The organism is Streptomyces sp. B21-105 (assembly GCF_036898465.1).
Classification (GTDB): Bacteria; Actinomycetota; Actinomycetes; order Streptomycetales; family Streptomycetaceae; genus Streptomyces.
Window position 1 is genome coordinate 8,667,113 of sequence record NZ_JARUMJ010000001.1, and the last position, 22,462, is coordinate 8,689,574.

The window sequence follows — 22,462 nt, forward strand, 5'->3', positions numbered from 1 at the left end:
GCGGACGGCGAGCCGGTTTCGCCGCGATGGCGCTCATTATCGGTGGCGGCGGGCTGATGGCGGCGAATGTCTACGCCTCGGCGACCGAGGACGGCACCGAGGGCAACTCCGTACGCAAGGGCGGCAACAGCGCCGTCACCATCGACTGCCCGGACGTGGGCGCCAAGCTGACGACCGTCCCGGACCAGGCCTCCGCGGAGGTCGACCGCGAACTCGCCGCGCTCGACGAGCAGGTCGCCGCGGCCTACAGACAACTCCAGCAGTCGGCGCGGTCCGTGCGAGAGGACACGGGCTTCGCCGACAACGCCGTGATGAACCCGCTCAAGGAGAAGCGCGGCGCGACGATCGAACGGATCGCGGTCGCCATCGACCGGGTCGGCGACCGCCCCGAGGGCCTCGAGTCCTTGGCCTCCTGCGCGCTGCGCGCCTCCGACGACCAGGCTGACGAGGGCGCCGACGGCAAGGGCGACGAAAACCAGGGCGGCGACCAGCGGGGCGGGCAGAACCAGGGCGACAATGGTCAAGGCGGTCAGGACGGTCAGGGCGGCCAGGGCGGTCAAGGCGGTCAGGGCGACGATCAGCAGGGTGGGCAGGGTCAGCAGGGCAACGGGGGACAGGCCGGGAACGGTCCGGTCGCCGCGGACTTCGCGGACATCACCTCCGTCCAGCCGGCGCAACAGGGCCCCGATCCCCGCTCCGGCCCCTCCCGGGGGGTCTTCGTGACCAGTTGCGGCGTCAACGCCAACGGTTTGTTCAACTCGGACAACGTGATCGTGGCGCCGGGCGTCAGCAACGGCGCCCACCACTTCCACGACTACGTCGGCAACCAGTCGAACAGCGCCTTCGCTTCGGACGACGACCTGGCGAAGGCCGAGACGAGCTGCGTGGACCAGGGCGACAAGTCGACCTACTACTGGCCCGTGCTGCGCCTGCAGAACGGCTCCCAGGAACGGGACGCGCAGAGCCCGGGCGGCGGCGTCGAGGGCAACGCGGGCAAGATCATCACTCCGAAGGACGTCACGCTGACCTTCGTCGGCAACCCGCGCTCCAAGGTCACGGCCATGCCGCGGCTGCTGCGCATCATCACCGGCGACGCGAAGGCCTTCGTCAACGGCACGGCGAACGCCAACGCGTCGTGGAGCTGCACCGGGTTCGAGGACCGGCAACTCAAGGACAAGTACCCGCTCTGCCCGTCCGGCAGCGACGTGGTGCGCACCTTCCGCTTCCAGAGCTGCTGGGACGGTTCCAACATCGACAGCGCCAACCACCGCACCCACGTGGCGTTCTCCGGCGCCGACGGTTCCTGCCCGGCCGGCTTCGAGGCCGTGCCGCAGTTGGTGCAGCGCATCGTGTACGACGTCGACGCGCCGAGCGTGCAGGACGGCGGCAAGACGACTCCGCTGTTCGCGGTGGACTCCTTCCCCGAGCAGCTGCACAAGGCGGTCACCGACCACGGCGACTTCATCAACGTCTTCGACGAGTCCCTGATGCGGGAGATGGTCGACTGCATCAACGGCGGCCGCCAGTGCGGAGCCGGCCAGAACGGCGGCGGCAACGGAAACAACGGGGACGGCGACAACAACGGTGGTAACGATTCCGGTAACGGGGACAACGGAAACGTCGGCGACAACGGTTCCGGAAACGCCGGGGGCAGCGGTGCCGGCAACGGTGACGACAACGGTTCCGGCAACGCCGGGGGCGGCAACGGCGGCAACGCCGATGACAACGGTTCCGGAAACGCCGACGACAACGGTCAGGGCACACAGCCGTCCGCAGGCAAGCCCGCTCGGGAGGCGCCGGTCAAGAACGCTCCCCGCGTCGTCGTGAAGCCGTCGGCGAAGGCGGCCGCCTCGGCGCCTCCGGCGGGATCGGGCGGCGAGATCGGCGACCCCGCCACCGCTCCGCCGACCGCGTCCGCCCCGGAGCAGTCCCGGTCGGAGCCGCAGGCGCAGCCTCCGGCCGACACGGGCGCCGTCATCGGCGGCACCGAGCAGCAGGCGGTTCAGGGCGGCCTCGCCGAGACCGGCGCCAACCTGTGGCCGGGGGCGCTCGGCGCCCTGCTCGTGATCGGCGGCTTCGTCGTCCTGCGCCGCAACGCCCGGCGCAACTGAGCTGCTGAGTCCGCTCGGACGTCCGAACGGCGAACGACCGGGGGCCCGTCGCACCCGACGGGCCCCCGGTCGTGAAACGCCGCCCCGGACCGAAACGCCGACGCGGGCTCCGCATCCCGGGGGCGCGGTCACGCCAGGGCGCCGCGCCATGGACAATTGACCGAGATCGTTGGTGCTGTCACGCACGACAAGGAGCCTCGGAGCATGGCGGGCGCACGGTGAACGAAACAGGCAGATCGAAGTGGGCGCTGCCACACGTCGGCCCGGCGCAGCAGGACGCCGTCGCCCGCGCGCGAAGCTGGGCGCGGCTGGCCCTGGTGCTGGTGGCCGCATGCGTGGCGGTGGTCATGGCCGGCGCCGGTTCCGGCGGCTGGCTGGTGCTGCTCGCCGGGTTCGCCCTGCTCGCGCTCGCCGCGGCGGGCGTGTGGTGGATGCTGGCGCACCGAGGAGGGCCCCGGCTGCTCGGCGGTCTGCTGGCGGTGGCCGCGCCCGTGGGCGTGCTGGTGCTGTACGCGACGTCGGGGCTGTGGCCGGTGGCGGTGGGCGCGCTCGCGCTGTGGGCGGGGGCGCTGGCGTCGGCCCGGGCCGCGTTGCGCAGCGTGCGCCGTCCAAAGGGCACCCACGGCCGCAGGACCCCGCCGCCGCGCCGACCCGTCCTGATCATGAACGTGCGCTCGGGCGGCGGCAAGGTCGTCAAGCACGACCTCGTGGCGCGCGCCGAGGCGCTCGGCGCGCGGGTGATCCTGCTCGGCGTCGACGACCGGTACGTCGACCCGGCCGCGGAGGCCCGCCGGGCCGTCGCCGAAGGCGCGGACCTGATCGGCGTCGCGGGCGGCGACGGCACCCAGGCGCTGGTGGCCGGCGTGGCCGCCGAACTCGACGTGCCGTTCCTGGTCGTCGCCGCCGGCACGCGCAACCACTTCGCCATGGACCTCGGCCTCGACCGCACCGACCCGGTGCGCAGCCTCGACGCCCTCACGAGCGGCGTCGAACTGCGCGTGGACCTCGGGGACGTCAGCGGACGGCCGTTCGTCAACACCGTCTCCTTCGGGGCGTACGCGGAGATAGTGCAGAGTCCCGACTACCGCGATGCCAAGGCCGCCACGGCCCTCGACCACCTGCCCGAACTGCTGCAGGGCGCCTCCGGCCCGGTTCTGGACGTGCGCACGGACGACACCGCGGTCCGCGCGCCGCAGGCCCTGCTGGTCAGCAACAACGCCTACGCACGCGCCGACCCGCTGGGCGGCGGCCGTCGCCCCCGGCTGGACTCCGGGCTGCTCGGGGTCATCGGGGTGCGGGTGGAGAGCGCGGCCCAGGCCGCCGAACTCGCCCTGCTCGGTGAGCGCGCGGGCAGCATCACCTCGGTGACGTCCAAGCGCGTCGTCGTCGAGGCCGACCGGGAGCGCATCGCGGTGGCCGTCGACGGCGAGGCCCTCGAACTCGACATTCCCGTGGTGTGCACGGTACGGCCCGCCGCGCTGCGGGTCCGGGTGCCGCGGCACCGCCCGGGCGCGACCTACGCGCCCCCCACGGTCGACTGGCGGCGCGTCGCCCGTCTCGCACTCGGCCATCCCGACCCCCGCACGATCAAGGAGGCCTACGATGTCTGACCGCCCAGCGAAGCTGACCGCCCGGCGACTGGTCGGCGACCTCGCCACTTTGGATCAGGCTCTGTACGAGGCGGTCACCGTGACCAGGACGCCCACCCTGGACACCGCGCTGCGCCGGCTGTCGGCGGCCGCCGACCACTCCAAGATCTCCTTCGCGGTCGCCGCCGCGCTCGCCCTGCGCGGCGGCCGCCCGCGCCGCGCGGCGGTGCTCGGCGTCGCGGCCATCGGCGTGGCCTCGGCCAGCGCCAACCTGCTCGGCAAGCAGCTCGTGCGCCGGCCCCGGCCGCACCGCGCGGACGACTCGCCGTACCCGGGCCGGCACGTGCCGATGCCGCACTCGGCGTCGTTCCCGTCCGGACACACCGCCTCGGCCGTCGCCTTCGCGGCCGCCGTCGGCCCGACGCTGCCGGTCTCCGCGGTCCCGCTCGGCGCGCTGGCCTGTGCGGTGGGCTATTCGAGGATCCACACCGGTGTGCACTATCCGGGCGACGTGGTGGCCGGCGCGGTCCTCGGCACGGGCGCGGCCGCGCTGGTCCTGGCTCTCACCGCCCGCGTCAAGGACTGAACGCCGCCGGCGGCGGGCCTGGTCCGCCGCCGGGCCTACGGCTTGCCGCAGTGCAGGAACAGATGGGGTTCGGGCCCGGCCTCGGGGTGGTCGGGGGTGAACAGGACGCTCTCCTCGTCCAGCACGGTGAGTCCGGCGGCGGTGACGACGTCGACGAGGCCGTCCCGGGCGTAGCTGGTCACCCGCACCGGCTGCCCCATGAACACGGCGTCGACTCCCTCCACGTCCACCGGCACGGTCGCCAGGGCGAGACTGCCGCCCGGCAGCAGCGCCCCCGCCAGTCTGCCGATGAGCTCGGCCTGCTGCGCCCGTTCCATCTGCAGCAGGGAGAAGTACGCGCAGGCGGCGTGCAAGGAGCGCTCCCGCAGCGGGAGCCGGCGTACGTCCACGCACCGGAACGTGGCGTTCGGCACCTGGCGCGCGGCGAGGTCGACCATGACGGGGGAGACGTCGACGCCCAGCACGCGATGACCCGCGGCCGCCAGGGTCGCCGCCGTCGGCCGTCCGGTTCCGCTGCCGACGTCCAGCACGTCGCTGTCCGGGGTGAGCCGTCCGAGCAGCCAGTCCAGGGATCGGCGGTGCGCCTCGGAGTGCGCGAAGGCCTTCTCGTACGCGGGACCCAGTGCGTCGAACACCCGCGCCGCGCGCTGTCCGTCGTCCTCGCTCGTCACGTCGGCTCCTCCTCGTGGGGGTGCGGGTCCCGGAGGCCTCGCACGGATCGGTTCACGCCAGGTGAGCGGAAAGACTTCCCGAAACGGGCCGGAATCATGTTTTCCACTACCGTAAGTAACATGATCCAATCCTCCTGACGCGAAGCTACTGGCGAGTAGTCGTGGCTGTCGCGGACCGTCGTCTCGTTCGGAGGACCCCCCCATGACCTCATCCGAGGAAGCCTTGCAGGAGACCCGCGCGGCATACGAGGAGCATGCCCGCACATGCCGTCAGTGCCATTACGACGGGGCGCCGTGCGCCGTCAACAAGCTCCTTCTGCGCGCCTACAACAACGCCAGAAGGGCACAGGCGCGCTCCCGTCCCGCCATGCGCTGAGGGGACGGTGTCGAGGGCGACGGCGCGCTGAGGGGCCGGCCTCAGCCGGGGCGGACGGCGCCGCGCAGCGCGCCCTCGCCGTAGGGGAGGATCGCCTCTTCGCGAATGGCGGCGCCCGGACCCGGGGCGTGGATCATCATGCCGTTCCCCGTGCACAGGCCGACATGGCTGAGGTCGTCGAAGAAGAAGACGAGGTCGCCGGCGCGCAGGTCGGCCAGGCTGACCCGGGTGAAGGCCTTGGCCTGGTCGATGGCGGCCCGCGGCAGGCTCACCCCGGCGGCCCTCCAGGCGGCCTGGGTGAGGCTGGAGCAGTCGTAGGACTCCGGTCCCGTGGCTCCCCACACGCAGGGCCGTCCGGTCTGGGCCCGGGCGAAGGCGAGCGCCTTGTCCGCCTTGCCCAGGTAGGCCGTCCCGGTCGTGCCGACGGTGACGTCGGAGGGGGTGGGGGCGGGGGCGGCCGGCCGGACGGGCTCGGGAAGCGTGGCCACGGGCGCGGCGAGGCCGACGGAGGTCTGATGGCCGTGACCGGTGGTGAACGTGTCCGGCGTGGGCGCCGGGAGGCCGAGTCCGGACGTGGGGTAGGCCTGGGCGGGCGCGGCACCGGACGCGGCGTAGCCGAACTCGGGTGCCGTGACCGGGACTCCGGGGTACGCGTAACCCGCGGACGGCGGCACCGGCCCCAGTTCGTCCACGAGGTGGCCCGGTGCGACCGCATCCGTCGGGAAGGCCGGGAAGGTCGCTGAGGTCGCGAAGCCCGACTCCGGTGCGGCGCCGAGGCCGGGTATCGGGTAGCCGAACGACGGTGTGCCGGCGCCGGGTTCCTCCGCGACGCCGAGGTCGGGCGCTGGTTCCACCAGGGCGATGTCGGACGCCGAGAACGCCGACGCCGGTGCGGCGAACGAGAATCCGCCGGTGTCGAGGATGCTCTGCGGGCCGGCCGCCGGTGCGGCGGCGGGAGCTGTGGCGGGCTTTCCCGCCCACGCGGCGGTGATCTCCGCACGGAACGCCTGCTGTTCCGCGGTGCCCCAGGGCTGCTGGACCGGCTGTTGCGCCGGCGGTTGGACCGGTTGCGGGCCGGTCGCCTGCTGCGGTCCGGCGGCGGGCGGATAGCCCAGCGGCGCGGTCGTCACGGGCAGGGGCTGCGTCGACGGTGAGGGTGTGGGCTGCGCGGGGATGAACGCGGTGAGCATGGGCTGCTGGGAGGGCGCGGGCTGGGCGCCGGCCCGGGCCAGCACCTCACGGGCCGTGGCGAGTTTGCGCCCGATCCGTTCCTTGGTGCTCTTGAGCGACGCCTGCCGGTCCGCGGGAGCGGCAGCAGCGGCGGCGGGCGAGGTCGCGGTGGCGGGAGCGGCAGGGAGCGCGGCCGCTGCGGGGAGGGCGGCGAGGGGTGCGGAAAGCGCGGCCGGTGCGGCGGCCTCCAGAGCCCTGGGCTCGCTGCGGCGCGGCTCGATCGCTGCGGGCGGCGCGGCCACGGGGGTTCCGGTGAGTTCCGGGATCCGTCTCGCCGCCGCTTCGAGTTCACGGATCGTCGCACTGTCGGCGGAGGATACGGGCCGGGCCGGACGGGGCGGTCGGCGATCGTCCGGCAGCACGGCGGGAGTCGTCGGCCCGATCTTGTCGCGTGCCACGTCGAACCACTGCTTGGCCACCGCCTCGAGCGACGGATCGGCCGATCCGCGGCCGCTGTTGGCGACGGAGCCGACCGTGCGGCGCGAGAGGTTCGACATGGCGCGCGTGGCGTTGTACGTGCCCGTGTCGGTCTCGGCCCGGTCGTACAGCGAGTTGACACGCTGCTGGATCTCTGCCCGGCTCGGCTCGTTGCTGCCGCCTGGGGACCGAGGGCTGCGATCCGTCGCCATGGAAGACGTTCTCCTTCCGTGCTCCGCCGGTCTGTTGCGGCGGAATCCGGGCGACCCCTGTTGCGGGTGACCCAAGCCCCCTGCCCTGACGGGCAGTCGAACGGCCTGGCGTCAACTTAGCCAACTTGTGTGCCTGGTGTGAAGATTGAGGTGTTAAATGTCCGATACGTATTCGTGACCTTCGTCTCTTGTTCTCGACGTCCCGACGTCGTGCCGATGTCGTGGCTCATCCTGGCGTCCGACCGTGCGCGGTCGATGCCTGTCGGTCACGGGTGACGGATCGGTCCGCCCCGGTCCTACGGCGGCCGGAGGCGGCCCGCCTCGTCGTGGGCCAGCAGCGACAGCAGGGCCGCCACGCTCAGTCCCGCTTCGGCGGGATGGCGCAGGGCCTGGCCGGGTTCGATCCGGTAGATGTTGCTGCGCCCTTCCTTCGTGTGGGACAGATAGCCGTCCTGCTCGAGGTCGGCGATGATCTTCTGCACCGCCCGCTCGGTGAGCCGGCAGTGCGCGGCGATGTCCCGGATGCGCGCGCTGTGGTTGTCGGCGATGACCGCGAGTACGCGCGCGTGATTGGTCAGAAACGTCCATCCGCTGTGTGGCTCGGGCACTCCCTCCATGGGGTCATCTTAGGTCCGAGCTTTCATGTACACAAAGGCCGGAACTTCATTTCGTGTATCTATTGACGTATGACCGCCGGAGGGTGAGTCTTGAGGGGACATGTGGAGTGACCGAGGGAGGCGGTCATGCCGGAACCGGTATACGACGCGGACGCCGGAGGCGAGGACGCGCGCACGGGCGCGGAGTCCCGCGACGCGCGCCCCGTTCGGGCGACGCCCGGGCCTGACATCGGAGTCCGTACCGACGGGGAGCGGGTCGTCGTGACGGTACGGGGGGAGCTCGACCTCGACTCGGCCGAGCGCCTCGGACGTGCCCTGCGCGCCGCGCTCGAGGCGGCGGAGGACGGGATCGATCTGGCGCTGGACGGTGTCGTGTTCTGCGACTGCTCCGCCCTGAACGTGCTGCTGGGCGTGCGCGAGGAAGGCCTGCGGCAGGGCAGGACGGTCGTCCTGCGCTCCGTCGGTCCGGCGGTGGACCGGCTGTTGACGCTGACCGGCACGGGGGCGCTGTTCGCCGCCGCCCCCGGTCCGGACAGCGCCACCCACAGCGCCGGCGACGCCGCCGAGGGCAGCGCCGCCGACGAGGCGCTCGACCGGAGCCTCCCGCCGCACCTGCGCCTCGAGCTCGTACGACTGCGACGCGCACTGCGGACCCGTCCGGTGATCGACCTGGCCCGCGGCGTCCTCATGGCGTCCTTCGGGCTGAGCGCGGACGAGGCATGGCGGGTCCTGGTCCTGGCCGCCCGCAACACCGACGGCACGGTGCGAGGGCTCGCCCGGGACCTGGTCGGCGCCGTCCAGGGGAACCCGCCGCCGGGCGCGCGGCCGGGCGCCCTGCCGGACGCGGTGACCGCGGCGGTCGCTGAGGTCAGGTCCTAGGGCGGAAGCGAGCGCGGGCGGCGGTCGCCGCGGTGGCCGCCGCCCGGGCCGGTTCCACCCGCACGGGCCCGTTTTCGCTGTCCGGGCCGGTTCCGCCGTCCGGGGTGTTCTGGGGTAGAACTGGCGTCATGCGCGTCGACCACGATCCCGAAGCCCTGGGCGCGGGCGCCTTCTACCGGCTGCTCACCGCCGTCGTCGTACCCCGGCCGATCGCGTGGGTGTCGACCCTCGCGGCGGACGGCACCGCCAATCTGGCCCCGCACTCGTTCTTCACCGTGGCCTGCACCGACCCGCCGATCGTCCAGTTCACGTCCGTCGGACGAAAGGACTCGTTGCGCAACGTCGAGGCCACCGGCGAGTTCGTCGTCAATTTCGCACCCGAGGAGCTCTTCGAGCAGATCAACGCCACCGCCACCGACTTCCCCGCGCACGAGAGCGAGTTCGACGCGGTCGGCATCGAGCGGGAGCCCTCCCTGCGGGTGCGGCCACCCCGGGTGGCGGCCTCCCCCGTGGCGCTGGAGTGCCGTCTGCACTCCACCCTCGTCCTCGGCGACTGCACCCTGGTCCTCGGTGAGGTCGTGCACGCCGCCGTGCACGAGGACGCCGTCGTCGACGGCCACCCCGACATCCGACGGCTGCGGCCCCTGTCGAGGCTGGGCGGCAACGAGTGGGGCACCGTCGGCGAGGTGCACGACCTGGCCCGCGTCCGCTACCGCGACTGGCCGCCGTCCTGACCGGTCCGCCTCTAGGATCGGCTCATGACGAGACGGGTGACGAAGGGCGACGGGGCCGGCGGGTCCTGGTGTTCGCTGTGGTCGAAGAACTCGGCCTTGTCGATCGGCTCCGTCAACTCCTTCCTCTCCGTCGGCTCGGTGGGCAGTTCCCTGTCCGTCGCCTCTGTCGGCAGTTTCCTGTCCGTGGGGTCCGTCGGGTCCGCCCTGTCCGTCGCCTCCGCCGGATCCTGGCTCAGCGCGGGCTCGGTGCTGTCCGCCCGCTCCACCGGTTCGGTGCTCACCCGCGGTTCGCGCGGGACGGTGGCCGCGGCGACGGTCGCCGGGCCGGCGTTGGCGGCGTGCACCTGGAAGTACGGCCGCGGCCGCACCGCTTCGTGAGTCAGCCGGTCGGCAGCAGTGCCCCCCGCGTTCCGCGCCACTCGCGCGGGGACAGCCCGTAGGCGGCCCTGAAGACCCGGCTGAAGTGAGCCGGATCGGCGAAGCCCCAGCGCTGGGCGACCGCCGACACCGTGGGCGCCGAGGCGTCGGACCGGGTCAGTTCCCGGGCGCACCGCGCCAGCCGGCGCTGCTGGATCAGCCGGGCGACCGTGACGCCCTCCTTCTCGAACAGGCGGTGCAGATAGCGCACGGAGATGTGGTGCGCCGCCGCGACGGTCTGCGGGGAGAGGCCGGGATCCCCGAGGTTCTCGTCGATGTGGCCGCGCACGCGCAGCACCAGGTGTTCCCCGGGTCGGGTCTCCCGCGCCGACGCCCGCCGTATCCGCTCGTCGGCCAGGGTGCCGAAGAGATCCACCATTCCCATGGCCAGCCGGGTGGCGGCGGCCGGGGCCCAGGGCGGGGCCGAGACGGTCACCGAGGTCAGGAAGTTCGCCATCAACGCGCCCAGGCCCTCCCGCCCGGGGATCGCGGTCCCCGTCACCCGTCCCAGTTCCTCCTGCGGCAGACCCACCGCCCGCCGGGGCAGATGCACCACGCGCAGGGCGAAACGCCGAGGGAAGTCCAGCGAGAAGGACCGTGCCGTGTCGTAGACCATCAGGTCGCCCTCGTCGACGAACACGCGTCGGCCGCCCTGGACCAGCGTCGCCGTGCCCGCCGTCTGGACGCCGACCGCCACGCCGTCGTCGGCCGGCACCGTGTCCGTGCGGCGCGGGTTCGTGCGGCGCACCTGCTGCGCGTCGGCCTCGATCGTGGCGATCCGCAGATATCCCAGCCGCCCGGTGGTGACCCGGCCGTCGAACGGGCCGTCGTGCCTCGGACTCACGGCTGTCGACGCCAGTGCTCCCCCCAGCGCGTCCTGCCAGGACGCGAGCCTCTCCCCGACGGGAACCGAAGCAGTCGTCAGCACCAGGGCCACCTGGCTCTCCTCTCCCTCTGTGCGCTACCGACGGGGAGCGCGGGCCGACAAAGGGCGCCGCATCCCGCCGTCATCAGCCAAGCAGCGCTCCACGACGGGCTCCAGGCAGGAAGCAGGCAGAAACGGGACGGGTCATGGCGCGGCCGCCCGCAGTGCGCGCAGAGAACAGCGCGGTGCGCTCAGGGACAAGACACGAAGACTTCCGGCGGCGCAGGATGGGCGGCACGACGAGGGGGCCTCGCCCGCCGATGCGCAGCCTCCCGTCCCGTGCCACGGCGGACCGGGGACGAGGCACGGGCCGGAACAACGGGCTGGACCACGGGCCGAGCAACGGCCGGAAGAGGGGCCGGAGCACGGGTCAGGGCGCGTCGAGGCGGGCGAGGCGGTCGCGTGCCTCGGCGACGATGCGCGGGTCGGCGTGGACGCCGAGGGAGAGACAGCGCGCGAAGACCGCGCGTGCCTCCGCCGGACGCCCCGCGGACAGCAGCGCGTCACCGAGGAGGCCGAGATGGCGGCTCTCCAGGCCCGTGTTGCAGCTCGCGCGGCAGATCGCGACGGCGGTCGTCAACTGCTCCACCGCCTCCGGCCAGCGCTCCAGCAGGCCGAAGCAGTTGCCCAGACCCGCGTGCGCCCCGATCCGGGAGATCTCGGCGATGTGCGGTTCCAGCCGGTCGCCGGCCCGCTCCAGGAACACGAGCGTGTCCTCGTACAGCGCCAGTGCCTCTTCGGCCAGACCCAGCCTCTCCAGGACGACGGACCGAGCCTGCCGCGCCTGCAGCCCGCCGTGCAGGTCGCCGACGGTCGTGAAGAGACGGCCGGCGTGGTGCAGATGGTCGGCGGCCGGGCCGAAATCGCCCATCTCCCGGAACGCCCAGGCACGGTACATGTGGGCCCACGCCTGCTGGCCGGCGTCGCCCGCCCGTTCCGCGGCGGCCATCGCCTCGGCCGAGCGCCGCAAGCTGTCGTGGTGGCGGCCCTCGCACAACAGGAGCGCCCACGCGTGGTAGTTGAGCTGGGTGGCCTCGACGAGCGGATCAGCGAGGGCCTGCGCGCAGCGGACCGCCGTCCCGAACACCTCGGGCCAGTGCCCCCAGAAGATCCACTGGTCGGAGAACCAGTGCAGGGCCTCGGCCACCTCCACCACCCGCGCGTGCTCGCCGGCCGCGTCGGCCGCCCGCAGGGCGGCCAGCCAGTTGGCGCCCTCCGCCTGGAGCCAGGCGCGGGCCCTGGCCGCGGTCGACAGGTCCACCGTGCCCTGCCACCCGGGCGGCGGCGCGCCGTGGTCCGGCTCGAACCAGCGGCCCGCGACGACCGCGGTCTCCAGCAGCCACCGGAAGAGAGCCGTACGGGCCCGGTCCACGTCCTGGGCGCTCTCCTCGGCTTCCAGCCGGGTGCGGGCGTACAGCCGCAGCAGGTCGTGCAGACGGTAGCGGTCGCCGTCCGCCCCCAGCAGCCCGGTCTCGACCAGCTCCTCCAGCGTGTCCTCGGCGTCGAACAGCGACTGACCGGTGAGCCGGGCGGCGCCCGGCGCCGCCGTGTCCTGCCCGGGCACCAGGGCCAGGCGCCGGAACAGCCGGGCGGCCCCGGGCGTCAACTGGCGGTAGGACAGATCGAAGGCCGCCGACACCCGTACGTCCCCGGCGGCCAGCGCGTCCAGCCGCCGCTCCTCGCCCGCGAGCCGCTCCGCGAGCCGGCCGACGCTCCAACCCGTGCGTGCGGCCAGCCAGTTGCCCGCCACCCGCAGGGCGAGCGGCAGATGCCCGCACCGCTCGACGACCTCGCGCAGGGCGGCCGGCTCGGCGGCGGCCCGTTCGACGCCGACGAGGGAGGTCAGCAGCTCCGCCGCAGCCCCGGGCTCCAGCTCGCCGAGCGGCAGCCGGTGCACACTGTCCAGCCCCGTCAGCATGCGACGGCTCGTCACCACCACCAGGCCCGCGCCCGCGGCCGGCAGCAACGGACGCACCTGCCCCTCGTCGCGCGCGTCGTCCAGGACCAGCAGACAGCGCCGCTCCGCCAACAGCCGCCGGTACAGCGCCGGATGCCCCTGCGGGCCGGCCTGGGCCAGGTCGCGGTCGGCGACCTGGAACGCTTTGAGAACCCGCAGCACGAGCTCGGCCGGACCCGGCGCGTCCTCGTGCGTGCCGCGCAGGTCCAACACCAACTGCCCGTCGGGGAACCGGTCGGCGACAGCGCGCGCCGCGTGCAGCGCCAGCGTCGTCTTGCCCGTGCCCGGCGGCCCGGACACCGCCACCACCACCGGCTGGACGGCCGCCTCGTGCTCGGCGAGCTCCACCAGCCGCGCCAGCTCCTCCCGCCGGCCGACGAAGTCGTCCACGCCCCGCGGGAACGCCCGCACCCCCGCCGGGCTGTAGCCGCGGCCGCGCCCGGCCCGTGCGGCCGTCAGCAACCGCCCCCTGAGCGCTTCGTCCAGACCCAGACCGTCCGCCAGGGCGGCGACCGTCCGGCGCTGCGGAGCCGCCCGCCGCCCGCGTTCCAGGTCCCCGATGCCCCGTACGCTCACCCCCGACGCCTCCGCGAGGCCCTCGATGGTCTGCGACGCGGCCAGCCGTAACTCCCGCAGCAGCGACCCGAACGCCGCCTGCTCCCCGCTCAATCCCGCCCCTTGAAGTCGTCGTGCCCCTGCCGTCACCCCCGGGCATGATCACGACATTCTAGGAGGGCGGGGAACGCCCGAGCCCGCGCCGCCCGGCATACGGACCGCGGCCTGCCTCCCGTCGCGCACGGCATTGTCAGTGGTCGCCGCTAAGTTCGTTCGTGTCGTGCCGCTCAGGTGCGACGACCCCCCTTGTGCTGCGCCGAGTCGGCGTGTGCAGCCGCGTGCCGCAAAGGAGATGGTGTGTTCTCGGACCGGGAGAACTGGGAGAGGGCGAGCACGGCCCGGGTGGTGCCGCCCGCCCGGCCGCGCAAACTCGCCAAGGTCCCCTTCGTCGAACTGGCCGACGGACGCCTGCAGGGCGTCGTCTCCAGCGGCTCGGACATCGAGCGGGTGTACGTCTCGTCGGTCGCCGCCGGCACCTACGCCTTCGCGTGCAGCACCAACAACAACCGGCCCTGCGGCGGCGCGCGCGGCTCGTTCTGCAACCACATCCGCGCCCTGATCACGGAGGCCGTGCTGCAGTACGGCGCCGACCGCGTCGCCCGCTACCTGCGCGTGGAGCCCGCCGGCCCGGAGACCGACGCCGGAGCGCTCGCCGTCGCGATGACCGGCGCCCGCCCGCCCCAGGCGGACGGCAAGGCGACCGCCGCCCCCGTCTTCAGCAGGTTCCTGCGGCACCTGGCCTACCTGGAGCTCGCCCCCGTCACCGTGCCGCTGCCGGAACTGCAGTGGTTCCCGCCGACCCGCGCGCAGACCGCCCCGGCGGCGACGGCCCCGGCGGCGACCGCGCACGATCCCGAGGCCGGTCAGGCGGCGCGAACCGAGCGTACCGCCGCACCCGTCGAAGGGCTCGACGAGGCGCTGACCGCGGTCGACGCCTTCGACCACGCCCTCGCCGCCGGTCTGCTGCGCCCCCGCCCCGACCGGGTCGGCGGACTCGACGGCCTCGCCCGCGCCGTCTGCGGCAGCCCGCTGGCCGCACGGGTGGCGGAGGCGGCCGAGAAGGCCGCGGCGGGCTCCGCGAGCGAGGACCACCTTCTCGCCCTCGCCGCCGCCCGCGCGGCCCTGCTGGGCGCCGTGCACGACGCTCTCGTCGTGTGCGCCGACGAACTGAGCGGCCGCCTCCGCGAGGAGCCCGCGCAGACGACCGCCGGCCCGCGCACGACGGTGAACCTGATGGCGGCGGCCCGCACCTGGCTCGCGGACCTCGCCCGCACCGGCTGGCAGGGCATCGACCACGAACTGGCCGGCGGAGCCGCCCCCATCGTCTCCGCCATGCTGCCGGAACCCGGACTGCGCCGACTGGCCACCCTGCTCGACGGATTCGCCGCGGAACTCGCCGCCTCGTGCCCCGGTGCGGCCCTCGAACACGTCCCGGAGCGCCGCTGGGCCGACCTGTGGTCCCGCGCCCTGCTGCTCACCGCCCCCGGTACGGCCGACACCCCCGTGGCCCGCGCCGCCACCGGCCGGCTCCTGCCGCTCGGCGTCGACCTGCACGAACACGCCACCGCCGCGCAGGCCCAGGTCCACGCGGTCTTCGAACCGGCCGACGGCAGCGCGCCGTTGCTGGTCCGCGCGAGCGTCTCGGCGCCGAAGCCGGACACCGTCGTCGCAGCCGGCGTCTGGCAACTGCTGCGGCCGCACCTCTCGCTGCTCACCGCCCTCGGCGAGGGCCGGTCGATGGAACTCGACGCCATGCCCCTCACCGACGAGGGCGACCTCCTCTGGGACGACACCCGGGCCCGCCCGGGGGACCCCGCCGACGCCCTCGCCACTGCCCGGGTCGTCCTGCCGGCCGCCGTCGCGCTGCCCACCGCGCCCCTGAACCGGCATCCGGCGCGCCTCGCGGAGCCGGTGTTCCTGGAGGGCTACGACCGGCGCCAGGAGGGCGACGCCGTCATCTTCACCGTCGCCGGCCGCGATCTTCCCGTCGACACCGACCGCATCCCGGCCGCGGGGCCGCTCACCCCCGAGGCCGTGGCCGGCTCCCGCGCCTGCGTGGGCCTGCTCCGCTGGGACGACGGGGGGCTGCGTCTTCAGCCGTTCGCCGTCGAGACCACCGTGCGCAGGAAAGCCGTCGCCCTGCACGCGGGCGCGTGGGCCGGCGGCACCGCCGACAAGGCCGGCGCCCGGGCCGAGAAGGCCGCCACCGACGCCGTCACCGTCCTGCGCGAACGGGCGGGAAGGCTGCTGCGGAAATGAGCGACGACATGCCGGAAACGGTCCACCCGGTCCCCCCGGTCCCCCCGGTTCCCCCGGTTCCCCCGGTTCCTCCAGTTCCCACGGTCATCGCAGACACCGTGGTCCCCGACGACAACCGCCGCCAGGTTCTCTACTGGCGGCTGCTGGCCCGGCTCTTCGACCCCGAGGAGCAGATCGCGCTGGAGTCCGCGAGCCTCGCCGTCGTCGAGGACATCGGCCTGCCGGCCGCCCTGCTGGACCCGCAGTCCTCGGTGGACTCCCTCGTGCAGCGTCACCCGGAACTCGCCTCGGAGTTCGACGGGTTGATTGTCCCCGAAGCCGAAGCCGAAGCCGAAGCCGAAGCCGAAGCCGAAGCCGAAGCCGAAGCCGAAGCCGAAGCCGTAGCCGTAGCGGTAAGCGAAACCGAACCCCAAGCCCAAGCCCAAGGAGAGGCCGGAGCCGGAGCCGGAGACGTCGGCGGCGACGGCCGTGACCGTGGCGACGAGGTGCGGCGGGCCGCGCTCGTGTCCAAGGTGCTGCTCAACGTCTTCGCGACGGGCGCCGGAGCCGTCAGCGCCGAGCAACTGTCGCGCTGGCAGAGTGACGCCGGCTGGCTGGAGCGCGCCCTCGGATGCCGCCCGGGCGAGCTGCGCGGCGGCCGGGGCCCGGCCCCCGGCGCGGGCGGCCTCGTCCCCGGCATAGGTCCGGAACTGGCCGACGTGGAAGCCGACCTGGTGCGGCGCATGCACCTGCGGGAAGTGCTCGCCGACCCCGCACTGGCCGCGCGGCTCACCCCGAGCATGTCGCTCGTCGAGCAACTGCTCCGCGACAAGAACAACCTCTCCGGTGTCGCTCTGGCCAACGCCAAGGCGCTCATCCGCCGTTTCGTCGACGAGGTCGCCGACGTGCTGCGCACCCAGGTGGAGAAGTCCACGGCCGGCGCGATCGACCGCTCGGTGCCGCCCAAGCGCGTTTACCGCAACCTCGACCTCGACCGGACCGTCTGGAAGAACCTCACCAACTACAGCCCCGAGGAGGAACGCCTCTACGTCGACCGCCTCTACTACCGGCACACCGCCCGCAGGACGACGCCACAGCGGCTCGTCGTGGTCGTGGACCAGTCGGGCTCGATGGTCGACTCCATGGTCAACTGCACCATCCTGGCGTCGATCTTCGCCGGACTGCCCAAGGTGGACGTGCACCTGATCGCGTACGACACCCGGGCGCTCGACCTCACCCCCTGGGTCCGTGACCCGTTCGAGGTGCTGCTGCGCACCAAACTCGGCGGGGGGAACGACGGCCCGGTCGCCATGGCCATGGCTCGCCCGAAGATCGCCGAGCCCAAGAACACCGTCATGGTGTGGATCTCCGACTTCTACGAGTTCGACCGCTCCCAGCCGCTGTTCGAGGGCATCGAGGAAGTCCACCGCTCCGGCGTCAAGTTCATTCCCGTCGGCTCGGTCACCAGCTCCGGCCGGCAGGAGGTCAACCCCTGGTTCCGGGAGCGGTTCAAGGCGCTCGGCACACCCGTGATCTCCGGCCGCATCGACAAGCTCGTCCACGAGCTCAAGACGTTCCTCACCCGATCCGCACCCGCACACCCCGCATCCCGAAAGGCCTCCCGATGACCGACCTGCTGCGCGCCCCCGCCGAACTCAAGTACGCCGAGGAACTCGACTGGCTGGAGTCGATCGACGACAACCCCAAGCCGTTCTGCTGGCGGCTCTCGCCGAAGATGGTCCGGCTGTTCGTCCTCGGCTCCGAGCGCGCCGACGGCCTCGACCGGGAGATCGCCCAGAAGTGGTTCGGCGACCGCAGCTTCGTCGAGCGCTCCATCGTCACCCTCGCCTCCGACCGCGGCCTGCTCCTCATCGGCGACCCGGGCACCGGGAAGAGCTGGCTGGCCGAACTGCTGTCGGCCGCGATCTCCCGCAACTCCACCCTGGTCGTGCAGGGCACCGCGGGCACCACCGAGGACCACATCAAGTACTCGTGGAACGTCTCGATGGTCATCGCCAAGGGCCAGTCGAGGGAGTCGATGATCCCCTCGCCGATCATGACCGCCATGGAGACCGGCGCGATCGGCCGCTTCGAAGAGCTCACCCGCTCCACCAGCGACGTCCAGGACGCGCTGATCTCGATCCTCTCCGAGAAGTACATCTCCGTCCCGGAGCTGGGCAGCGACCGGGACAGCGACAACATCGTGTTCGCCAAGCCCGGCTTCTCCGTCATCGCCACCGCCAACAGCCGCGACCGCGGCGTCAACGACCTGTCCTCGGCGCTCAAGCGCCGCTTCAACTTCGTCCGCATCCCCGTCGTCACCAACAAGAAGAGCGAGGCGGAGATCGTCCGCTTCCGCACCGAGGAACTGCTGCGCCGCCACCGCATCGAGCTGGACGTCCCGCCGACCCTGCTCGACGTGCTGCTGCAGAGCTTCGCCGACCTGCGGGCCTCCTCGGCGGCCGCCGGCAGCGACGACGAGAAGCTGGAGTCCGCCCTGTCCACCGCCGAACAGATCGGCGTCCTCGAGGACGCCGTCCTGCACAGCAACTTCTTCGGCGAGCGCGCCCTCACCGCCCGCACCCTCGCCTCCTCCCTCGTCGGTTCGCTGGCCCGGCGCGCGCCCGAGGACCTCGCCATCCTCAACAAGTACCTGCATGGCGTCGTCGAACCGCGCAGCAAGGAGCAGGGCGGCTCCTGGCCCGAGTTCCTCGAGGGCGGCCGCGACGCCATCGCGACCCTGTCATGAGCGGCGCCTTCGACGCCCTGCGCGGTCAACTGCACGAGGCCGCCACGGCGTTCGCCGACGGACCCGGAGCCCTGGAGGGCATCCTGCGGGGGATCGTCGACGACGTCGAGCGTGCCGTGCGCGAGCCGCTGGAGATCTTCCCGGTCTGCCACCACTCGCCGGCCTCGGCGATCGCCATGGCGCGCCGGCTGCGCGAGAAGCAGCCGAAGGTGGTCTACCTCGAGCTGTGCGAGGACATGGCGCCGCTCCTCACCGAGCTGCGCAACTGCCGTCTGCCGGTGGCGGTGCAGTCCTTCGCCACCGAGATCGAGGGGTTCCCCGCCGACTGGTCGCCGCTGTCGGTGGTCGCGCCGGTCACCGAGGCCTCCGCCGAGTACCAGGCCATCGCCTACGCCCTCGACACGCCGGGCGTCGAACTGATCCTCGTCGACCGCTCCTCCGACCACGTCTTCCAGTGGGAGGCCGACACCGGCACCGACGCCGAGGCCGACACCGGGGCCGACGCCGAAGCCGGCGCCGGCGCCGACCTGCCCGAGACGCAGGAGCAGCCGGCGGCCCTGCACGGCGACGCCGTCGGGGTGGAGATCGGCGACCTGCGCCCGCGGTTCGCCGAGCTGGAGGAGCACCTGCTGCGTCACGGCAGGGTGCGGCACTGGTCGGAGTGGTGGCACCAGTACGTGGAGCTGCCCCTCGGCGACAGCGACCACGACACCTACCGTCAGGTGATGCTGCTCATCGGCAGCCTCTTCCGGCGTCTCGCCCCCGGCGACCCCGGCAGGGTGCGGGTCGACGAGGACCGCGAACGGTACATGTGGACGAGGATGCGCGAGCACCTCGCCGCCACCGGCGCCGACCCCGCCGACTGCCTCTACGTCTGCGGCGCCTTCCACGCGGCCAGCCGCGTCGCTGAGTTCGGCGTGCACGGCAGCGACGGCTTCGTCATCAGCCCGCCGAGCGGCACCCGATGGCGGCACGGCCTCATCCCGTCCAGCCACGCGGCGATCGAGGCGCAGTTCGGCCTCGCAGCAGGCTCGGTGTCCATCGCGGCGGCGGAATGGGCGAAGAACGTCAAGCGCACCGGCGTCCCCCCCTACCGCCTGGACGGCCAGGCGGGCACGAAGAAGACCACCAGGAAGACCACGCAGCCGAAGAAGGCCCCGCCCGCCGCCGCCCCGGAACCCGCGCCCCCGCCCGCCGACCGGCTCACCGGCTTCCTCCGGCGCCCGCCCGCCCTCGACGCCCTCGACGAGGCGGAACTGCTGGGCTGGTCGGTGGAGATCGTGCGGGCCGCCCGCCGGGGCGGCTACCTCGCCTCCACCGCCGACGCCATCGCCGTCTTCGAGACGTCCATCCTGCTCGCCGGGATGCGCGACCGCGCCAAGCCCACTCCGTACGACTTCCAGGACGCGGCCGTCACCTGCATAGAGAAGGACGCCGTGCCGGCCGCCGGGACGTGGGCCGGCTCGTCGAGATCATGATGGGCGGCGACCGCCTCGGCCAGGTCGGCTACGACGCGCTGCCGCCGCTCGCCCGCGAGGTGCACGACCGCCTCGCCCCGCTGAACCTCAGGCTCGAGCAGCGCGGAGTGCAGCGCGCCCTGCTGGACATCGCCTCCCAGCCGGACCTGGCGCACTGCTCCGACCTGCTGTGGATGCTGCGCCGGCTGCTGCCGCAGGGCGCCGCCCGGCCGATCATGGGCGAACTGCGGCTCGGCGAGCGCTCCGTCCAGGAGTCCTGGGACCTGGCGCTGGGCACCCATCAGCGCGCCCTGATCGAACTCGGCTACGAGGGCGTCAGCATCGAGCAGGTCCTCGAACAGCGGCTGCGGCGCGCCGCGTACGCCCCGCAGGCCACCGCGGCAGAGGTCCTCGAGGCCGTCGAGGACGCCACTCTCTACCTGCGCAGCCGCCGCCTCGCCGACGAACTGGGCACCCGCGCCCTGGAGGTGCTGGCCCACGAACGCTCCGTCGACGGGGCGCCGGAGGTGCTGCGCCGCGTCCGGCGGCTGCTGGCGTACTACCGCACCGCCGAACCGGTCCTGCCGCCCTGGATCGAGTCCTTCGTCAAGGCGGGCTACGCGCACTACTGCACCCTGCTGCCGACGGCGTTCACCGACGAGGACGCGACCGTCCGTCAGGTCGCCGCGATGCTGGGCTTCCTGTTCGGCATGGAGAGCCTCGCGCTGTCACTCGGCTGCGACCGGGCCCAGCTGGAACTGTCCCTCGCCCAGTCCCATCCGACGGACCCCGCGCGCACCGCACTGCTGTGGGCGGCCCAGACCCACCTGGGCACACTGCCGAGGCCGCAGCTGCGGGCGCGCTGCGACGAGCTGCTCGGCAATCCGCTGGTGGTCCCCTCCTACCCTCGCTACCTCAGCGGGTTCGTGCACGCCCTGGAACCGGTGCCGGGCCTGGCCGACTTCGTCGTCGAGGCCGTGTCGAACGCGTTCGCCCGCCTTCCCGACCGGGTGCTGCTGCCCTGGCTGCCGACGCTGATCGGCACGCTGCGCGCCGGCGGCGCCGAGCAGGCGCCGCTGCTGATCCGCGAGGCCGGCCGGGTCTTCCCCGCCCGGCTGCCGGAGCTGGACGCCTGGGTGCCGCCGTGGCGGCTGCCGCAGGACCCGCCGGGCGTGCGTCCGCGGGTCGGCGAGGAAGCCGGAGGCGGCGCCGTGCTGCCGCTCCTGGCCGCCCACCCGGCGGTCTGCGACGCCCTGGCGGACCTGCTGGGCTGCGAAGCGGAGTGGGAGACCGCGGGGCCCGCCTCGTCCGGAGCGGTCCTCCTCGGCCGCCATCCGGCCACCGCCACCGCGCTGGAGGAGCTGCTGGCCGTCAGCTGACAGGCAGGGACGACGTGACCAGGCGGCGGATCGCGGAGGCGGTCAACGCCGGGTTCGCGGCGGCGTGGTGGACCAGCTCCTCGTCCTCGAGGAGCTGTGTCAGCCGAGGCCCGGGGAGGTTCGGGTGGCGGGCGAAGGCGGCCCGCACGGCGGGGTCGGGGTCCCGGGTGAGCCGCTCCACGGTGTGCGGTGCGGTCCCGGGATCGCGGGCGGCCAGCCGGCGGACGGCAGGGTCCGCGTCGTCGGCGTGGGCGGCGAGGCCCTCGCTCGGGAAGCCCGGCCGGGTCAGGAGACGCTCGCGTTCGTCGCCGGTGTACTCGAGGAAGCAGCGCAGCAGCAGTCCGGCCGGGGGGTGCGGGTGGTTCTGGGCCAGCAGCACACGGACGCCGAGGTCGTCGTCGGCGGCCAGCAGGGCCACCAGGTCGGAAGGCAGCGTGCGCTCCGTAGCGGCGTCCCGCCGCAGCAGCGGGTGGCCGGAGAGCGCGTCCCGGCGGACGGCCCCGGCGTCCCGCGGCGTCGCGGAGCAGTAGCGGAAGCCGAAGTCGCCGTGCTGGGACACCTGGTAGTCGATGGCGGACCGTTCCCGCTCGCTCCAGGCGGGATGGACGGAGACGGACAGGCGCACTCGGGGATCGGGGTCCGCGGCGAGGGCGGCACGCTCGTCGGGCCGAGGCCGGGGTGCCGGGCGATCGTCCGGCGTACCCCCGGGTCGGCATCCTCGACGAGGGCCCGGCGTTCGGCGGGCTCGAGGTCTTGCCGGCCCGCGATCTCCCGCCGGACCTCCGGATCCGCGTCGCGGGACAGCAGGGCCACGACGTCGGGCGGAAGACCGGGTTCCTCGCGATCATCGACCGGTCGTCGGGGCCGGCCGGGGCGGTGAGGACGCCGTCCACCACGGCTCTGCTGAGCGCGCGGTGGAGCAGGGCGTCGGTGCGGGCGTGGCAGGAGTGCGGGGGCAGGACGCTCTCCACCCACGCCGGATCCTCCTCCCGCGCGTTGCGCTCGGCTCTCTCCCGCACCTCGTCGTCGGGGTCGGCCAGCAGGGCGGCCCGCGTCCGGGCGGGGAGAGAGCTCCAGGGCCCGGTTCCCCAGAGCCGGACCTTCGCCACCGGGTGCGTGGACATCGACCTTTCGAACGCGGCGGACATCTGCCGGTAGAAGAAGCCGCCGAGGAGTTCGTTCTCGTAGGTGGTGATCATGTGCACGACTGCGTCGTCGGGCAGTGGTGCGACGTCGTCGAGACCGGTCACCCGTGGCCCGTCGGCGAGGTGGGCGCGGACGATCCAGTCCGGGTCCGTCAGCA

The 22,462-nt window shown here is 73.5% G+C and carries 17 protein-coding genes and 2 pseudogenes; 13 read left to right on the plus strand and 6 right to left on the minus strand.

Translation table 11 applies throughout. The annotated features are described in order from the left end of the window. Positions 1–26 precede the first annotated feature (26 nt). The 3 genes from QA802_RS38795 to QA802_RS38805 all read left to right on the plus strand — a co-directional run bounded on the left by QA802_RS38795 (position 27) and on the right by QA802_RS38805 (position 4,286). Positions 27–2,111, plus strand: a complete 2,085-nt coding sequence (locus QA802_RS38795) for a DUF1996 domain-containing protein (protein ID WP_334533112.1) — start codon at positions 27–29, stop codon at positions 2,109–2,111. Between the two features lie 218 nt (positions 2,112–2,329). Beyond that, entirely contained in the window at positions 2,330–3,721 is a 1,392-nt protein-coding gene (locus QA802_RS38800; RefSeq protein WP_443042240.1) for a diacylglycerol/lipid kinase family protein, read from the plus strand. Then, positions 3,714–4,286 carry a phosphatase PAP2 family protein gene (locus QA802_RS38805; RefSeq protein ID WP_334533115.1) on the plus strand — a complete coding sequence of 191 codons (573 nt, stop codon included), beginning with the start codon at positions 3,714–3,716 and terminating at the stop codon, positions 4,284–4,286. Before QA802_RS38800 ends, QA802_RS38805 begins: the two co-directional genes overlap by 8 nt. Positions 4,287–4,321: 35 nt before the next feature. Here QA802_RS38805 and QA802_RS38810 read toward each other — a convergent pair whose 3' ends face one another. Further along, the gene (locus QA802_RS38810; RefSeq protein WP_334533118.1) at positions 4,322–4,957 is read right to left on the minus strand and encodes a class I SAM-dependent methyltransferase; all 636 of its coding nucleotides are present in this window, start codon (positions 4,955–4,957) and stop codon (positions 4,322–4,324) included. A gap of 202 nt (positions 4,958–5,159) precedes the next feature. On the opposite strand from QA802_RS38810, the gene QA802_RS38815 reads away from it, so the two are divergent. Next, entirely contained in the window at positions 5,160–5,333 is a 174-nt protein-coding gene (locus QA802_RS38815; RefSeq protein ID WP_334533121.1) for a hypothetical protein, read from the plus strand. A 41-nt stretch (positions 5,334–5,374) separates the two neighbouring features. On the opposite strand, the gene QA802_RS41815 is transcribed toward QA802_RS38815, so the two are convergent. Together QA802_RS41815 and QA802_RS38825 are read right to left on the minus strand one after the other, a co-directional pair. Next, complete coding sequence (locus QA802_RS41815; protein ID WP_443042241.1) at positions 5,375–7,192, minus strand: C40 family peptidase; 1,818 nt, start codon at positions 7,190–7,192, stop codon at positions 5,375–5,377. A gap of 296 nt (positions 7,193–7,488) precedes the next feature. Further along, the gene (locus QA802_RS38825) at positions 7,489–7,809 is read right to left on the minus strand and encodes a helix-turn-helix transcriptional regulator (protein ID WP_334533123.1); all 321 of its coding nucleotides are present in this window, start codon (positions 7,807–7,809) and stop codon (positions 7,489–7,491) included. A 126-nt stretch (positions 7,810–7,935) separates the two neighbouring features. Here QA802_RS38825 and QA802_RS38830 point away from each other — a divergent pair, with 126 nt between their 5' ends. From QA802_RS38830 to QA802_RS38840, 3 genes are all read left to right on the plus strand, one after another. Then, positions 7,936–8,688: an anti-sigma factor antagonist gene (locus tag QA802_RS38830; protein ID WP_334533125.1), complete on the plus strand. Its 753-nt coding sequence runs from the start codon at positions 7,936–7,938 to the stop codon at positions 8,686–8,688. 128 nt (positions 8,689–8,816) lie between these two features. Continuing rightward, entirely contained in the window at positions 8,817–9,422 is a 606-nt protein-coding gene (locus QA802_RS38835) for a flavin reductase family protein (RefSeq protein ID WP_334533128.1), read from the plus strand. A 24-nt stretch (positions 9,423–9,446) separates the two neighbouring features. Further along, a complete protein-coding gene (locus QA802_RS38840) occupies positions 9,447–9,800 on the plus strand; it encodes a hypothetical protein (protein WP_334533130.1) in 354 nt (117 codons plus the stop codon). A gap of 1 nt (position 9,801) precedes the next feature. On the opposite strand, the gene QA802_RS38845 is transcribed toward QA802_RS38840, so the two are convergent. Together QA802_RS38845 and QA802_RS38850 are read right to left on the minus strand one after the other, a co-directional pair. Then, positions 9,802–10,776 (minus strand): helix-turn-helix domain-containing protein, encoded by a 975-nt coding sequence (locus QA802_RS38845; protein ID WP_334533132.1) that lies wholly within the window; start codon positions 10,774–10,776, stop codon positions 9,802–9,804. 358 nt (positions 10,777–11,134) lie between these two features. Further along, the gene (locus QA802_RS38850) at positions 11,135–13,390 is read right to left on the minus strand and encodes an ATP-binding protein (protein WP_334533134.1); all 2,256 of its coding nucleotides are present in this window, start codon (positions 13,388–13,390) and stop codon (positions 11,135–11,137) included. 288 nt (positions 13,391–13,678) lie between these two features. On the opposite strand from QA802_RS38850, the pseudogene QA802_RS38855 reads away from it, so the two are divergent. The 5 genes and pseudogenes from QA802_RS38855 to QA802_RS38875 all read left to right on the plus strand — a co-directional run. Beyond that, positions 13,679–14,143, plus strand: a pseudogene (locus QA802_RS38855) (hypothetical protein); the annotation flags it as partial. Between the two features lie 111 nt (positions 14,144–14,254). Beyond that, positions 14,255–15,595, plus strand: coding sequence for a hypothetical protein (locus QA802_RS38860; protein WP_334535176.1), 1,341 nt, complete (start codon positions 14,255–14,257; stop codon positions 15,593–15,595). Between the two features lie 8 nt (positions 15,596–15,603). Beyond that, positions 15,604–17,202, plus strand: coding sequence for a VWA domain-containing protein (locus tag QA802_RS38865; protein ID WP_443042323.1), 1,599 nt, complete (start codon positions 15,604–15,606; stop codon positions 17,200–17,202). After that, positions 17,199–18,323, plus strand: coding sequence for an ATP-binding protein (locus tag QA802_RS38870; RefSeq protein WP_334533140.1), 1,125 nt, complete (start codon positions 17,199–17,201; stop codon positions 18,321–18,323). Before QA802_RS38865 ends, QA802_RS38870 begins: the two co-directional genes overlap by 4 nt. Next, a pseudogene (locus QA802_RS38875) lies at positions 18,320–21,159 on the plus strand (DUF5682 family protein). Before QA802_RS38870 ends, QA802_RS38875 begins: the two are co-directional and overlap by 4 nt. Here QA802_RS38875 and QA802_RS38880 read toward each other — a convergent pair. After that, the gene (locus tag QA802_RS38880) at positions 21,152–21,784 is read right to left on the minus strand and encodes a hypothetical protein (protein ID WP_334533143.1); all 633 of its coding nucleotides are present in this window, start codon (positions 21,782–21,784) and stop codon (positions 21,152–21,154) included. The pseudogene QA802_RS38875 and the gene QA802_RS38880 overlap by 8 nt on opposite strands. 53 nt (positions 21,785–21,837) lie before the next feature. Here QA802_RS38880 and QA802_RS38885 point away from each other — a divergent pair, with 53 nt between their 5' ends. Continuing rightward, complete coding sequence (locus QA802_RS38885; protein WP_334533146.1) at positions 21,838–22,317, plus strand: hypothetical protein; 480 nt, start codon at positions 21,838–21,840, stop codon at positions 22,315–22,317. Positions 22,318–22,462 lie beyond the last annotated feature (145 nt).